Genomic DNA, 14,551 nt, shown 5'->3' with positions numbered 1-14,551 from the left:
CAGGCTCTGAGAAAGATTCCGCATGACCCAGTCCATCATTGAGCTGCACGGCGTTGGCAAGACTTTCAAGTCTTCGGATGGCCGCGAGCGCCCTGTCCTTCAGCAGGTTGATTTCACTTTGCGTGAGGGGGAAATCGTTGCCCTTCTCGGTCAGTCGGGTTCTGGCAAGAGCACCTTGCTGCGCATCATGGCGGGCCTGGTGCAGGCCGACCATGGGGAGGTCCGCTACCGCGGACAGCCTTTGCATGGCCCTGCCCGAGCTATCAGCATGGTGTTCCAGTCCTTCGCCCTGTTTCCGTGGCTGACCGTACAGCAGAACGTTGAACTGGGGCTGGAGGCGCGGGGCGTCCCGCAGGCTGAGCGCGCGGCGCGCGCCAGTGCCGCCATCGACTTGATTGGCTTGGCGGGTTTTGAAGGTGCCCTGCCCCGCGAGCTTTCTGGGGGGATGCGTCAGCGCGTGGGTATTGCGCGTGCGCTGGTCACGCAACCGGATGTGCTGTTGATGGACGAGGCGTTTTCGGCATTGGATGTACTGACTGGAGAGAGGCTGCGCGAAGACATCCTCCAGCTCTGGCAGTCGGGTTCCATGCCGACGAAGGCCATGCTCGTGGTCTCCCACAATATTGAAGAGGCCGTGATGATGGCTGACAGGGTGCTTATTTTTGCCAGTGACCCAGGGCGCATCCGCAGCCAGTTGGCCATCCAGCTGCCCCGTCCCCGGGATGCCGATAGCGCACAGGTGCGCACCCTGATTGATGAGGTGTACGCCTTGATGACTGCCGGAGCGGGCCGCCATTCGAGCGCCGCAGGTGGGTTGTCTGCAGAGGAGTCCCCTGCCCCTGCAGCGCTGACGGATCGCTTGCCTGCTGCAGACGTCGCCCGCATGGATGGGCTGCTGGACTTGCTGGTGGAGGCGCCCTTCAATGGACGCGCCGATTTGCCTCAGTTGGCTGAAGAAACCAGCCTCACCGATGCGGAGTTGCTGCCTGCTGCCCATGCCGTGGCTCAACTGGGACTTGCCGCTTTGGCTGGTGGTGATTTGCAGATTACCCCCTTAGGGCGGAGCTATGTGGAAGGCGCCCATGCTTTGCGGCAGGACATCTTCGGACAGCAACTGCTTGCCCATGTACCGCTGGTTGCGCACATTCGGCACAGCCTGGAGCAGGAGCCCTCAGGGGCGTTGCCCGAAGAGCCGTTTCTTCAGCTGTTAAGTGAGCAGCTGGGTGACTATGAAGCCAAAAGTGTGCTGCGCACCGCCATCACATGGGCCCGTCATGGAGAGGTGTTTGAGTACGATTTCCGCACGGGTGTGATGCGCCTGCCGACTGGCGCGGAAAGCGCTGACTGAGCCACCGGTGAATTGCCTCGAATCTGGGCTGCATAGCTGCGTGCCCTTGAACAGGTTCTTAGCCAGTCCTGCGCTTGCGCCTTCTGCTCAGGCGTGCGTTAGGTGCCGCCAAAGCCTGGTCCTGCTCCAGCTTGTGTCTGAGCTCCTGCATCAGCGTGGTCAAGCTGGCGTTCAGTTGCAGAGCTTGGTTTTTTGACGCGACAGCTTCATCTTTCGCTGCACTCATTTCGACTCGCAGCACCTGATTTTCAGCCTGTACTCCGAGCAGTTGGTGTTCCAGTGATTGCGCCCTCTCCTGCTCTTTGGCCAATGCGGCGGCTGTTTTTGCAGCTTCTTCTGCATGCAGGGCTGTAATGCGCTTGAGGTCTTGACGAGCACGGTCTGCCTCTTCCAGCCAACGCCGTTCCTGGGCTACGGCGCGCTGCTCCATGCGTTCGCGCTCTTTGCGACTTTCTTCCTCGTGGGCATGCACGCGTTGTCTCTCCTGATCGATCGCTGCAGCCTGTCTGATGCATTGCTCGCGCAGGGACTCCATCTCAGAGGCTTGAGTGCTGATTCTTTGGTGCTGGGATTCCAGTTGTTGGCCCAGTGCTGCGATCTGCTCATCTTTTGCCCGCATGGCCGCGGTCAGCGCCTCTGCACGCTCATCAAGTCTTGCCCGCTCTGCTGCCAAGGCTTCTTGTGCCTTTGACAGCACCTGTGCCTGCATTTCAAGTTCATGGCGCTCAGACCGAAGCTCCTGCCCTGCCAGTTCGCGGGATTGCTGAAGCGCCCTGCCCCACAGCACCTGTGCAGCACGCGTCACGGGGGCGGGAACGGGTGATTCGCCCGTCTTGCCTGGCACTGGGGCGTCTGCTGCCGCATCTGCAGAGATCAGCCGCTTGGCGAGCGAGGCATACCAGCCGTCCAGCATCGGCCCCACGGTATTGGGTGATCCGCGCCCCAAAAACTGACGTACTCGCTCAATCGTCGGTCTTTCGCCTTTGGTCAGCACTGCATCAGCCGCCGCCCAAACCTCCTCTTGCTGCACTCCCCGATGACCTCGCACGATGCCGGATTCCGTAGCCCTCTCCCGTTTAAAATTACCCACGATAAGTGATTGTTATCGTAGCTAAAAATAAGAAAAATAAATAAACACTACATAGTATGTAATATTTAATACGATATGACATCTAATAGTCAAGTTGTGCTCTCTCAAATCGGCCCCTTGGATCCAATGGGCTTGTCCACGGTGACCGTCCGCGCCGTGGATGAGCTGCTGCGGGAAGGCGACTCGGCCAACACGCTCGCAAGCTACCGATCGGCCCTACGCTACTGGGCTGCATGGTTCAGGCTCAGATATGGGCAGGACTTGAGGCTGCCTGTAGCGCCGGGCGTTGTCCTGCAATTTGTGGTGGACCACGCGCAGCGCAGCTCGGCTTCTGGCTTGGCGCATGAATTGCCCCCGGCCATGGATGAGGCGCTGGTGAAAGCCCGATTCAAAGGGAAGCCGGGGCCCATGGCTCTGAACACGTTGGTTCACCGGATAGCTGTGCTGTCCAAGGCACACCGGCTCAAAGGTGTAGAAAACCCGTGCGAGTCTCCGCAAGTGCGTGAATTGCTCAGCAAGACCCGTCGGGCCTATGGAAAGCGTGGTGCTCTGACCCAAAAGAAAGATGCGCTGACCCGCGAGCCCCTGCTCGCCATGCTTCAGACCTGCGATGACAGCCTGAAAGGCTTGCGTGACCGGGCACTGCTCCTGTTTGCCTGGTCCACAGGGGGGCGTCGTCGCTCAGAAGTCGCTTCGGCGCAGATGCATCAACTGCGGCGCAATGGTCCCGGTTCATACACCTTTGTTCTGGCTTACTCCAAAACCAATCAGGCGGGCCTGGACAGGCCGGAAAACTACAAACCCGTGGAAGGCTCGGCGGGTGCGGCGCTTCAGGCTTGGCTGGCCGCAGCGGCTATTGAGGCGGGGCCCATCTTCCGCCAGGTCAAAAAAGGTGGCAGCGTGGGGGGAGGGCTGTCCCCTTCTGCCGTTCGCGATATCGTGCGCGCCAGGGCTCGCCTGGCTGGATTGCCAGATGTGTTCTCGGCCCACTCGCTGCGTTCAGGCTTTGTGACAGAGGCTGCACAGCAAAAAATTCCTTTGCCCGAAACCATGGCGATGACCGGGCATCGCAGCGTGGCCAGTGTGCTGGGCTATTTCCGGGCGTCAGGCTCCAGCAGGGCTGCGACCCTGCTCGATGGCGCGGAAGCGGAGCAGCCGCTGCAGCCTCCTAAGAGCGGCTAACACAGCCCCTGGCGTCGTTGTTCCGTCTTGTCGTACCACCTGTACTGCCTGCAACGGAACGCCTGGCCAGGGCCGCTTCGCTGGGTCGTGTTGGCCGCTCTAAAGCTCAGCCCCCTCATTCTTCTTGAGCGTTTTCGCGCGCCAGTCCAAAGAGCTGTGCTGAACGTGCACCTGATCGGCAGAAGGCCAGCACGGGGCTGGGCAGTTTGTTGAGCAACTCTCTCATTTCTGCCGCCTGTGCGGAAGTGATGGCACCGCCCACCACTGGCAGATGGGCGTATGCCAATCCGGCAGCTCGCGCGGCGTTTTCCATTTGCTGACTGGTCGGCTGGGTGTTGCCTCCCTCTCCGTCCGGGCGGTTATTGACGACAGCCTTGAAACCATGCGCAGCCACAGTCCCCATGTCCTCGGGGCGGAGCTGAGGCGAGACGGAGAAATAAGGTGTCACTGCAATCCATGGGTTGGAAGTGACCAAATTCGCGGGGGCATGTGCAGGCATTCAATGTGCTCCTGTCTTGGGTTGCAGCCCAGTGTTGTTGCGCATGCGCTCCAGCACTTCAAATACAGCCATCCCTGCAAGCATTGCCAGCACGAACAGCACTGCTTTGGGCTGCCCCGTAGCAGCAGACACCAGTGCGGGGCCTGGGCAGAAGCCCGCCATGCCCCAGCCCACTCCAAAGACCAGACTGCCCAGCACCAGGCGGCGATCCAGCGCGCGCGATGTGGGTAACTGCATGGCAGCACCCAACAAGCTGCGAGAACGCCTTTTGGCAACGGCAAAGGCCAGCAACCCCACGAGCACGGCACCGCCCATCACAAAGGCAAGCGACGGATCCCACACGCCTGCCACATCCAGAAACCCCAGCACCTTGGAGGGATCGGTCATGCCTGACAACAACAAGCCCATACCAAAAAGCAGGCCTGCCACAAATTCAAAAATGCGTTGTTTCATTTCGGATGGCTCCAATTTCTGCGTGCAGGTTTTCACAGGATGTGCCGCAACACCCATACGCTGACAAATCCAGCGCCCATGAATGCTGCTGTTGCGGTCAGTGATCGCGGAGACAGGCGCGACAAACCGCAAACACCGTGCCCACTGGTGCATCCCGAGCCATACCGTGTGCCGATGCCAACGAGCAGCCCGGCCAGCACCACCATGACGCCGCTCGCGTCCACCTGCGTGGTGATGTGCCCCCCCAGCAGTGAATAGGCCAGAGGTGCCGTCCACATGCCTGCAATGAAGGCGAGCCGCCAGCCAATATCGGATCGTTGGGGGCGCAAAAGTCCGCCCACGATTCCGCTGACACCCAGGATGCGCCCGTTGAACAGCACCAGCAAGGCCGCAGCCAAGCCAAGCACCAGCCCACCCGCCAGTGACATCCAGGGAGTGAAGTGCTCCCAATCAATGGTCATGCTGTCTCTCCTTGGTCATTCGTTTCCTGATGGCCGGCGCCGGTTGCGCCAGGAGCACAGAACTGCTCAAACAGCACACCCATCACAGCAAGGGCCTGTGGACTGGCGATCTGGTAGTAGATGTTCTTGCCTTCGCGACGGGTGTTGACCAAACCCTCTTCCCGCAGCACGCCCAGCTGCTGCGACAACGTGGGCTGGCCAATCCCTACCAGCTCCTCCAGCTCTCCCACCCTCTTCTCCCCTTCAGTCAGTTGGCACAGCAGCAAGAGGCGGTCGGGGTTGGAGAGGACTTTCATCAGCCTGCAGGCGGCATCTGCCGATTGGCGAAGGCGTTCAAGGTCCAGCAGTGCGTGGTTTTGTGAGTCCATGAAGTTGCGTCCATCACTTTAATTTCATTGACGATAGTCTATTGACAAACAATATATATGTCAACATACTATAAGTAACTTAATTGTTTGAGGCCTGCCATGACTGCCAGCATCCGCGCTTTTTTTGACGAAGCCACCTGGACGGTGAGCTACGTGGTTTATGACCAGCCAGGCGGTCATTGCGCGCTGGTTGACCCTGTGCTCAATTACGACGCCAAGTCGGGGCGCACCAGCACGCGGTCGGCCGATGAGATGCTTGCTTTCGTCGCCTCTGAACGGCTGACGGTGCAGTGGATTCTGGAAACCCATGCTCACGCTGACCATCTCTCTGCGGCGCACTATTTGCGCTCCAAAGTTGGTGGGCTCATTGCTGTTGGCGGGGCTATCACCCAAGTGCAGGGGGTTTTCAAAGCGCTGTTCCACCTGGAGGCCGAATTCGCTACCGATGGCAGCCAGTTTGATCACCTCTTCCGCGATGAGGAAACCTTTGCCATCGGCACCCTGCAGGCCAAGGCATTGGCTGTGCCTGGGCACACCCCGGCCTGCATGGCCTATCAGGTGGCCGATGCCGTGTTTGTGGGAGACACGCTTTTCATGCCCGATGTGGGAACCGCTCGCTGCGACTTTCCCGGCGGCAATGCCCACACCCTGTACCAATCCGTGCGCAAGCTGCTGTCACTGCCCGAGGAAACTCGCCTTTACATGTGCCATGACTATCCCCCTGCTGGGCGGCAACCCCAATGGCGGAGCACGGTGGCCGAGCAGCGTGCACACAACATCCACATCCATGACGGCGTGAGCGAGGCCGACTTTGTGGCGCTGCGCACGCGGCGGGATGCATCGCTGGAGATGCCTGCGCTCATCCTGCCTTCGGTGCAAGTCAACATCCGCGCCGGACAGCTTCCGCCACCCGATGCCAATGGGGTGAGCTATCTCAAGATTCCGCTCAACGCCTTGTAGGCCAAGGCTTTCATCACCGCTTTCGTTTCCCGCCCCTCGGGGCTGTTGCACTACAGGAGGACATCATGAAACTCAATATTGGTTCGGTAGATCGTGCTTTGCGCATCGTTGCGGGCCTTGTACTGATCGCTCTGGCGGCCACAGGCACGGTGGGCTTGTGGGGCTGGCTGGGGGTGGTGCCTTTGCTCACAGGGGTTTTCCGGTTCTGCCCGCTTTACACCCTGCTGGGTATCAACACCTGCCCGCGTTAATTGAATATCTTGTTCAGGAGAACCCCATGAGCACTTTTGACCATGCCGGTCTGATGCAAAGCATCAACGAAAACCTCTCTTCCTTCCGCAAGGCGCAGCCCGATGCGATGCGCGGCTTCTCCCAGCTTGCGCAGGCCTCGATGGCTGAGGGCGTGCTGTCCACCAAGCAAAAGGAACTGATCGCCCTGGCCATCGGGGTCACGCAGAGATGCTCCGGCTGCATCGGTTTTCACACAAAAGCCTTGCACAAGCTGGGTGCCACGCGGGCTGAGCTGGAAGAAATGCTGAGCGTGTGCGTGTACATGGGCGGTGGCCCAGCGCTCATGTATGCCTCTGAGGTGCTTGCGGCTTGGGACCAGTTGGCGCCCGCTACAGCCTAGGCAAAAAATGCATGCTTGCGCTCGTGGATAAAGCGCAGGCAGCTATCAATTTAGTAGCTGGATGATGCTGAATGGATGACGGAGGCTGGCTCAGCCTTTGGCCGCGACAAACCCCGTTTTCAATCAGCACAGGCCTTGCAATCCGCTGACGCTCCTTGTGCGCAAATTCCCCTTACATAGTTAACAATTGGCTGATATAACTTACATATCGCCAAGACCTCTGCGTTTCCACCGTTCTTGGCATGCGATTACAAGGGGGAAGCATGGCGGTTATCAGGGCATCGCGCGTCGTGGGGCAGAGAGCCAACCTGCAGGCAGTTCTTCTTGCCGCGTGCCTTCTTGCGCTCAGCCCTGCGGGCCATGCACTGGACAAACCCTCCGGCCCCGTGGTGCTCACCATCGAAGGCAACATCTCCCAGCCCAACCAGGGAGCCAAGGCCCAGTTCGACATGCGCATGCTGGAGCAGTTGCCCCAGCACACCTTCACCACCCGAACCCCCTGGTACCCCGATGCAGTAACGTTCACCGGCCCCCTGTTGCGTGATGTGGTGGCGGCTGCGGGCGGCAAGGGCAGCACCATGACGGCTGTTGCCCTGAACGACTACAAGACGGAAATCCCTCTGGACGACATCCACCGCCATGATGTGATCGTGGCGCGGCTCATGAACAACCGGCCCATGCCCGTGCGGGAGAAGGGGCCCCTGTTCATCGTCTACCCCTTTGATAGCAAGGCAGAGTTGCGCACCGAGCTGTACTACAACCGTGCAGCCTGGCAGCTGAACGCGTTGCGCATTCGCTGACTGCCAAGGAGGTGCCTTCATGCTGCGCAGCAAGCACTTCCTGAAACTCATCATTGCCGGGCTGGTGCTGGCCTACGTCGCGATTGCCGCGGTGCAGTACCAGCAATACCGCAGCGTAGAGGCCGTGATGAGGCGCGGCGATGTGAATTCGCTCTGGTCTTTTTTGCAGCTCAACGTCGAGTACGAGCGTTTTGACCACGCGCTCAACCAGTACCTGATGGCCCCGGACAGCACCACGCTGGACGCGGTAGCGCTGCGCTATGACCTGTTTCTGAGCCGCTTCAGCGCACTCGAAAGCGGCAGCGCCCGCACGTTGATGCAGTCCGAGCCCATCTACGCCCAGGCTCTGCGTGCCTTGCAGCAGTTTGTGGCCGCCGGGGACAGTTATTTTGGCCAGAGCGTGGACCGCCCCACCAGCCTGCAAAACATGCAGTTGCTGCGAACTCAATTGGCAGACCTGCGTGAAACGGTGCAGGACGTGGCGCTGAATGCGGCCCGTCTCTCGGCCTTGCTGGGCGACCAGCGCAACGAAGAAGTGCAGCACCAAACCCTGCTCACCACCGCTTTGACGGGCTTCCAGGCCCTGCTCACCTTTCTTTTGGCGGCTGCCATGGCGCGCCAGTTTGTGGCGCGGGAGCGCGCCAAGTCCCAGGCCATGCAGGCACAGGCAGAGCTGGTGGAAACCTTGCGACGCAATGAAGAGGTGCTGGAAGCCCGCGTGGCCCAGCGCACCGCAGAGTTGCAGCAAGCCAATGTGGCCCTGCGCGAGCACGAGGAAGAGCTGGTGGTGGCGCGGGCCAAGGCAGAAGACGCCTCGCAGATGAAGTCAGACTTTCTGGCCAACATGAGCCATGAAATCCGCACACCCATGAACGCAGTCATCGGCATGAGCCACCTGGTGCTTGGCACAGAGCTGACGCACCGCCAGCGTGACTATGTTCAGAAGATCCAGCGCTCGGGCCAGCACTTGCTGGGCTTGATCAACGACATCCTGGACTTCAGCAAGATCGAAGCGGGCAAGCTGGAGGTCGAGACGCTGGATTTTGACCTGCGCGGCGTGCTGGACAACGTGGCCAACCTCATCAGCGACAAGTGCACAGCCAAAGGGCTGGAGTTGATGTTTGATGTGGACCCTGACCTGCCCGATGACCTGCGGGGCGACCCCCTGCGCCTGGGGCAGATACTGGTCAACTACGCCAACAACGCCGTGAAGTTCACAGACCAGGGCGAGATTGTGGTGCGCGTGCGGCAAGACCGGCGTGACGGCAGCACCCTGCTGCTGCGCTTTGAAGTGCAGGACACGGGCATTGGCCTGAGCGAGGAGCAGCAATCCCGCCTGTTCCGTTCTTTTGAGCAGGCTGATTCCTCCACCACCCGCAAATATGGCGGCACGGGGTTGGGGCTGGCCATCTCCAAAAGCCTGGCACAGCTCATGGGGGGCGAGGTGGGCGTGATCAGCGCCCCCGGCCAGGGCAGCACCTTCTGGTTCACCGCCAAGCTGGGGCTGGGCGAGCCGCGCCAGCGGGCCCTGCTGCCGTCACCGGACCTGCGGGGCCGCCGCGTGCTGGTGGTGGACGACAGTGACCAGGCGCGGTACATCATTTCCGTGCTGCTGGGGCGCATGAGCTTTGTGGTGACCACAGCCCGCAGTGGCGAAGAGGCCATTGCCCTGGCCCGCAGCGCGGCGGCCGCGCAGACCCCGTTCGAAATCGCTTTTCTCGACTGGAAAATGCCGGGCCTGGACGGCTTTGCCACGCACGAGCAACTGGCGCAGCTCCCCTCCCCTCCCGTTCCGGTCATCGTGACGGCCCATGGCCGTGAAGAGGTGCGCCCCGAACTGCAGCGGCATGGCGTGGCCCTCATGCTGACCAAGCCAGTCAGCCCCTCGCAGTTGCTGGACATCGCCATGCAAGCCCTGTGCGGTGTGCAGGAAGAGGTGCGGCAGGCACCTGCTCCTTCCGGCACCACCATGGCCTTGCATGCCATTCGTGGTGCCCGGGTGCTGCTGGTGGACGACAACGACCTGAACCAGCAGGTGGGCGCAGACCTGCTGACCGAAGCCGGGCTGGTGGTGGATATTGCCGAGCACGGGCAAATGGCTTTGGACATGCTGGGCAAAGCGGCTTACGACGCCGTGCTTATGGACATGCAGATGCCCGTGATGGATGGACTCACCGCCACGCGCCTGCTGCGCCAGAACCCAGCCTGGGCCCAACTGCCGGTGCTGGCCATGACGGCCAACGCCATGAGCACCGACCGGGACAAATGCATGCAGGCAGGCATGAATGGGCACATTGCCAAACCCATCGACCCCGAGGAGCTGTTTGCTACGCTGCTGCGCTGGATTCCCCACCGCAGCGGCCCTGTCCCTGCGGGCGTGGTACCCGATGCGAGGCAGGCAGGCACCACGCCAGAGGGTGAGCCGCCCATCCCCATCGAAGAAGACCTGTTGCTTCACATCGATGGGCTGGACTGTGCCGCAGGCCTGCGCAGGGTATTGAACAAGCGCACCGCCTACGAGGGCTTGCTGCGCAAGTTTGCAGCGGGCCAGGCCACAGCCGTGGCCTCCGCCCGCATGCACCTGCAGGCAGAACACCGGCGCGATGCCCAAAGGGCGATGCACACCTTGAAAGGCACGGCCGCCACCATTGGTGCCGCGGCACTGGCTGAGGCTGCCGCCGCGGCAGAGCAGGCACTGGCCCAGGGACTGCCAGCAGATGCCGTGGAAGCCACGCTGCAAAAGGTCGATGCCTTGTGCCAGCCTCTCATCGCCAGTCTGCGCAAGGCCCTGCCGTCAGAAACGGGCGAGTCACAAGCCGGGCAAGGCACGGCCTCCGCAGCGTTGCCTGCAGACGCTGCCCGCGAGCTGCTGGAAAGACTGGATGCGCTGCTGGCGGATGACGATTCGGACGCTGTGGAGCTTTTCAGGGAATCTGCCCCGCAACTGCGCGCTGCGCTGGGCCCCGTGTATGCCGACATGCAGAGGGCACTGGAGGGCTACGACCTGGTGGGCGCGCTGGCGGCCCTGCGTTCGTCACAGACCGAAACCGCAGGCTGAGGGCGGGCAGTACAGGTGGTACGACCAGACGGGACAACGACGTCAGGGGGTGGTGTTAGCCGCTTTAAATCAACGATGAGGAGGAACCAGCCATGAGCAGCCCTTTGGACCTGAGCGGTAAATGCACCGTGCTGGTGGTGGATGACACCCCGGACAATCTTTCCCTGATGAGCGGGCTGCTGCGTGCGGACTACAAGGTCAAGCTTGCGCCCAGTGGCGAGCGGGCTTTGCAGATTGTGGCGGGCGAGAGCAAGCCGGACCTCATCCTGCTGGACATCATGATGCCCGACATGGATGGCTACGAGGTGCTGCGCCGCCTGCAGTTCAACCCTGAGACGGAGGACATTCCCGTCATCTTCCTCACGGCCATGAGCGCCTCTGAGGATGAAACCGTGGGCCTGGAGCTCGGGGCGGTGGACTACATCACCAAGCCCATCAACCCGGCCATTACCCTGGCGCGGGTGCGCAACCACCTGCTCCTCAAGCGGGCGCGGGATGTGCTGGCGCACCACAACCACTTTCTGGAGCAGGAAGTGGCACGCCGCACCCGCGAGGTGGCCGAGTTGCAGGATGTGACTATCCGCGCCATGGCCTCGCTGGCCGAAACGCGGGACAACGAAACGGGCAACCACATCCGCCGCACCCAGCACTATGTGGAAGCCCTCGCCCGCAAGCTGCAGACGCACCCCCGCTTTCGCGATGAGCTGACGGAAGCCGCCATCGAGATGATTTTCAAATCGGCCCCGCTGCATGACATCGGCAAGGTGGGCATTCCGGACCGCATCCTGCTCAAGCCCGGCAAGCTCACGCCGGAAGAGTTCGAGATCATGAAAACCCACACCAATCTGGGTCTGGAGGCCATTCTGGCGGCAGAGAAGGACACATCGCACAGCAACCCCTTCTTCCGCTACGCCAAGGAAATCACCTACAGCCACCAGGAGAAGTGGGATGGCTCGGGCTACCCCGAGGGGTTGGTGGGCAACACCATTCCCCTGTCGGCGCGGCTGATGGCGGTGGCCGATGTGTACGACGCACTCATTTCAGAGCGCGTGTACAAGCCCGCCTATTCGCACGAGGCAGCCGTACAGATCATTCTGGACGGCCGCGGCAGCCACTTTGACCCTGACATGGTGGACGCGTTCATGGCCCTGTCCGAGGACTTTCGGGCCATTGCCCTGCGCTTTGCCGACGGGCAGCCTGCGCTGAACCATGAAATGGACCGCATGTCGGCAGACCTGCCTGCCGAAAAGATCCAGCTTGGATAACCAGCGACTCAGCAGCAAGCGCTGGATGTCGCCATATCCGCCGCTGCCTCATGTGGGCTCGCAGTGGCCGTGGTGCGGTGGCCTTGCAGCCCCAGCTTGGCCAGCAGCTGCACATCGGCTTCCACATCGGGGTTACCCGTCACCAGCAGCTTGTCGCCGTAAAAGATGGAGTTGGCCCCGGCCATGAAGCACAGCGCCTGCACCGCATCGCCCAGTTGCTGGCGCCCCGCCGACAGGCGCACCCGGGCCTTGGGCATGGTGATGCGGGCCACGGCAATCACACGCACAAAGTCAAAGGGGTCGATGGGGTCGCTGTCTGCCAGCGGCGTGCCCGGTACCCGCACCAGGCTGTTGATGGGCACCGACTCCGGATAGGGGTTGAGGTTGGCCAGCTGCGCAATCAGCCCGGCGCGGTGCACCGGCGCTTCTCCCATGCCCACAATGCCACCGCAGCACACGCTGATGCCTGCAGCGCGCACGGCCTGCAAGGTGTCCAGCCGGTCCTGGTACTGCCGGGTGCTGACCACATCGGTGTAGTACTCGGGGGCGGTGTCCAGGTTGTGGTTGTAGTAGTCCAGTCCCGCTCCGCGCAGGGCCTGTGCCTGGTGCGGCTCCAGCATGCCCAGCGTGGCGCAGGTCTGCATGCCCAGGCCTTTCACGGCAGCAATCAGCTCGCTCACTTTCTCAATGTCGCGGTCCTTGGGGGCACGCCAGGCGGCACCCATGCAAAAGCGGGTCGCCCCTGCATCCTTGGCCGCCTGCGCGGCAGTCGTCACTTCCTCCACGGACATCAGCTTCTGGGCTTTGACGCCGGTGTCGAACTCCGCCGACTGGGGGCAGTAGCCACAGTTCTCCGGGCAACCCCCTGTTTTGACCGACAGCAGCGTCGCCAGTTCGATATCGCCCGCAGGCCAGTGCTGGCGGTGCACCGTCTGTGCTTCGTACAGCAAGTCCATCAAAGGCTTGTCGAGCAAGGCCTGGATGCCTTCTACCGACCATGGGCCTTGCGCCAGCGGCGCAGCAGCGGGACGGTGGAGCTGGATGGGTTGCTCGGCAGTGGAGGCACTGTTCGCCATGGGATGGGTCCTTTCAATGGATCGGTGTGGGTAACACCGTGTGGGGGCCGGGGGTACACAAAACGCCAGGCCATGGGTTTCAGCAAGACGCTGCGTTTCATCTATCGCCATGATTTTGAAGGACTTTTTGGTACGTTGGGCCTCCAAAGGGTCACAAAAACTGCCACTCAATAGGTGCCTTTAACTGCTTGGATTCAGCGCGGCAAGAAGGCGAAAGAAGCCTGCAGTTGGGTGCTTTAGCGTGCACGTTCATGCCGCGCAAAAATCGGTGGGCAGATTGAGCGGCAACACTCCTGCTTTTGCTGTCATCTCGCCGGGTTGGTGGCGGAAAGCAATCTGGAGTTCGTGCGAGTTAGCGAGTCGAAAGGACGCGTGTGGAGTCTTTTGCTGCGCAAAAAGGCCCGGTAGCCGCTTGTGCCACCGGCTTTCAACGCCCCAGCAGTTGCTCCAGTGCCTCGCGGATCGCTCGCGGCTTGTTGTCGGATTCATTCACGGCTGCGCAGCTAGGGGCCTGCTCTGCTTCGGGCGTGCTGGGCCCTACCCCTTGGCCTGGCCGCGCTGGGACCCGTGCCAGCAGCCGGGTGCAGTCGCAACGCAAGATGGCCAGGGTTTGGTGGGTGCGCTGGTTTTTCACTTCAGCCACCCAGCAGCTGTCTGCGCAGCCGCACGATCGGTACTGCAAGGTTTCGCCCTTGCGGTGCCAATCCAGCGCGTAGGTACCCGTGCCGCCAGCAGCCTGGGCGGGTGCCCCGGCCAGCGCCATGACCGACACCGCCCCAGCGCAGGCAATGCGGATGAACGTGCGCCAGCGCAGGCGCATGGCCGATGGGATGTGCAAGCGCTTCAGCCCAGCGCAGCGATCACATCCGCCGGGGCTTGCACCAGTTCAATCAGCACGCCCTCGCCTGCAATAGGAAACTCATCGTTGCTCTTGGGGTGCAAAAACGTGATGTCGTAGCCCGCAGCGCCTTTGCGGATACCGCCAGGGGCAAAGCGCACGCCTTGGGCCGTGAGCCACTCCACCGCCTTGGGCAGGTCGTCAATCCACAGGCCGATATGGTTGAGCGGCGTGGTGTGCACGGCGGGTTTTTTGTCGATGTCCAGCGGTTGCATGATGTCGACCTCCACCTTGAAGGCACCTTTGCCCATGGCCAGGATGTCCTCGTCCACGTTCTCGCGCTCGCTCTGGAAGGTGCCCGTCTGTTCCAGGCCCAGCATGTCCACCCACAGGGTTTTCATGCGCTGCTTGTCGGTGCCTCCGATGGCAACTTGCTGGATGCCGAGGACTTTGAAGGGACGGGGGCTGGTACTCATGGTTTGCTCCTGAATTAGTAGCTGCCTGCGCTTTATGAATAAGCGC

At 61.6% G+C, this 14,551-nt stretch carries 16 protein-coding genes; 8 read left to right on the top strand and 8 right to left on the bottom strand.

Annotation, left to right across the window (positions count from 1 at the left end; genetic code table 11):
- The first annotated feature begins 22 nt into the window (after positions 1–22).
- The gene (locus AACH87_RS12020; RefSeq protein WP_338794680.1) at positions 23–1,348 is read left to right on the top strand and encodes a nitrate/sulfonate/bicarbonate ABC transporter ATP-binding protein; all 1,326 of its coding nucleotides are present in this window, start codon (positions 23–25) and stop codon (positions 1,346–1,348) included.
- A 58-nt stretch (positions 1,349–1,406) separates the two neighbouring features.
- Here the strand turns inward: AACH87_RS12020 and AACH87_RS12015 are convergent, their stop codons facing one another.
- The gene (locus tag AACH87_RS12015; protein WP_338798936.1) at positions 1,407–2,378 is read right to left on the bottom strand and encodes a DNA-binding protein; all 972 of its coding nucleotides are present in this window, start codon (positions 2,376–2,378) and stop codon (positions 1,407–1,409) included.
- A 186-nt stretch (positions 2,379–2,564) separates the two neighbouring features.
- On the opposite strand from AACH87_RS12015, the gene AACH87_RS12010 reads away from it, so the two are divergent.
- Positions 2,565–3,620, top strand: coding sequence for a tyrosine-type recombinase/integrase (locus AACH87_RS12010; protein WP_338794679.1), 1,056 nt, complete (start codon positions 2,565–2,567; stop codon positions 3,618–3,620).
- A gap of 115 nt (positions 3,621–3,735) precedes the next feature.
- Here AACH87_RS12010 and AACH87_RS12005 read toward each other — a convergent pair whose 3' ends face one another.
- Genes AACH87_RS12005 through AACH87_RS11990 form a run of 4 tightly spaced genes read right to left on the bottom strand, consistent with a single transcriptional unit; the run spans position 3,736 to position 5,401 of the window.
- Positions 3,736–4,119 (bottom strand): TIGR01244 family sulfur transferase, encoded by a 384-nt coding sequence (locus tag AACH87_RS12005; protein WP_338794678.1) that lies wholly within the window; start codon positions 4,117–4,119, stop codon positions 3,736–3,738.
- Entirely contained in the window at positions 4,120–4,572 is a 453-nt protein-coding gene (locus AACH87_RS12000; RefSeq protein WP_338794677.1) for a YeeE/YedE family protein, read from the bottom strand.
- A 32-nt stretch (positions 4,573–4,604) separates the two neighbouring features.
- Positions 4,605–5,033: a YeeE/YedE family protein gene (locus AACH87_RS11995; protein ID WP_338794676.1), complete on the bottom strand. Its 429-nt coding sequence runs from the start codon at positions 5,031–5,033 to the stop codon at positions 4,605–4,607.
- Entirely contained in the window at positions 5,030–5,401 is a 372-nt protein-coding gene (locus AACH87_RS11990) for a metalloregulator ArsR/SmtB family transcription factor (RefSeq protein ID WP_338794675.1), read from the bottom strand. Before AACH87_RS11990 ends, AACH87_RS11995 begins: the two co-directional genes overlap by 4 nt.
- Before the next feature lie 99 nt (positions 5,402–5,500).
- Here AACH87_RS11990 and AACH87_RS11985 point away from each other — a divergent pair, with 99 nt between their 5' ends.
- The 6 genes from AACH87_RS11985 to AACH87_RS11960 all read left to right on the top strand — a co-directional run bounded on the left by AACH87_RS11985 (position 5,501) and on the right by AACH87_RS11960 (position 12,115).
- The gene (locus AACH87_RS11985) at positions 5,501–6,361 is read left to right on the top strand and encodes an MBL fold metallo-hydrolase (protein WP_338794674.1); all 861 of its coding nucleotides are present in this window, start codon (positions 5,501–5,503) and stop codon (positions 6,359–6,361) included.
- A 65-nt stretch (positions 6,362–6,426) separates the two neighbouring features.
- Positions 6,427–6,612, top strand: a complete 186-nt coding sequence (locus AACH87_RS11980) for a DUF2892 domain-containing protein (RefSeq protein WP_338794673.1) — start codon at positions 6,427–6,429, stop codon at positions 6,610–6,612.
- A 26-nt stretch (positions 6,613–6,638) separates the two neighbouring features.
- Positions 6,639–6,992, top strand: coding sequence for a carboxymuconolactone decarboxylase family protein (locus AACH87_RS11975; RefSeq protein WP_338794672.1), 354 nt, complete (start codon positions 6,639–6,641; stop codon positions 6,990–6,992).
- 263 nt (positions 6,993–7,255) lie between these two features.
- Entirely contained in the window at positions 7,256–7,792 is a 537-nt protein-coding gene (locus tag AACH87_RS11970) for a molybdopterin-dependent oxidoreductase (RefSeq protein ID WP_338794671.1), read from the top strand.
- 19 nt (positions 7,793–7,811) lie between these two features.
- Positions 7,812–10,850, top strand: a complete 3,039-nt coding sequence (locus tag AACH87_RS11965; RefSeq protein ID WP_338794670.1) for a response regulator — start codon at positions 7,812–7,814, stop codon at positions 10,848–10,850.
- Positions 10,851–10,942: 92 nt separating this feature from the next.
- Positions 10,943–12,115, top strand: coding sequence for a two-component system response regulator (locus AACH87_RS11960; RefSeq protein WP_338794668.1), 1,173 nt, complete (start codon positions 10,943–10,945; stop codon positions 12,113–12,115).
- An 8-nt stretch (positions 12,116–12,123) separates the two neighbouring features.
- Here the strand turns inward: AACH87_RS11960 and bioB are convergent, their stop codons facing one another.
- The 3 genes from bioB to AACH87_RS11945 form a co-directional block, all read right to left on the bottom strand.
- Positions 12,124–13,191, bottom strand: a complete 1,068-nt coding sequence (gene bioB, locus AACH87_RS11955) for a biotin synthase BioB (RefSeq protein WP_338794666.1) — start codon at positions 13,189–13,191, stop codon at positions 12,124–12,126.
- A 427-nt stretch (positions 13,192–13,618) separates the two neighbouring features.
- On the bottom strand, positions 13,619–14,011 hold the full coding sequence (locus AACH87_RS11950; RefSeq protein WP_338794665.1) for a hypothetical protein: 393 nt from the start codon (positions 14,009–14,011) through the stop codon (positions 13,619–13,621).
- Positions 14,012–14,034: 23 nt separating this feature from the next.
- A complete protein-coding gene (locus tag AACH87_RS11945) occupies positions 14,035–14,505 on the bottom strand; it encodes a VOC family protein (RefSeq protein WP_338794664.1) in 471 nt (156 codons plus the stop codon).
- Positions 14,506–14,551: the final 46 nt, after the last annotated feature.

It is taken from the genome of Acidovorax sp. DW039 (genome assembly GCF_037101375.1).
Taxonomy (GTDB): domain Bacteria; phylum Pseudomonadota; class Gammaproteobacteria; order Burkholderiales; family Burkholderiaceae_C; genus Acidovorax.
This window is presented reverse-complemented; position numbering and strand designations above follow the sequence as displayed.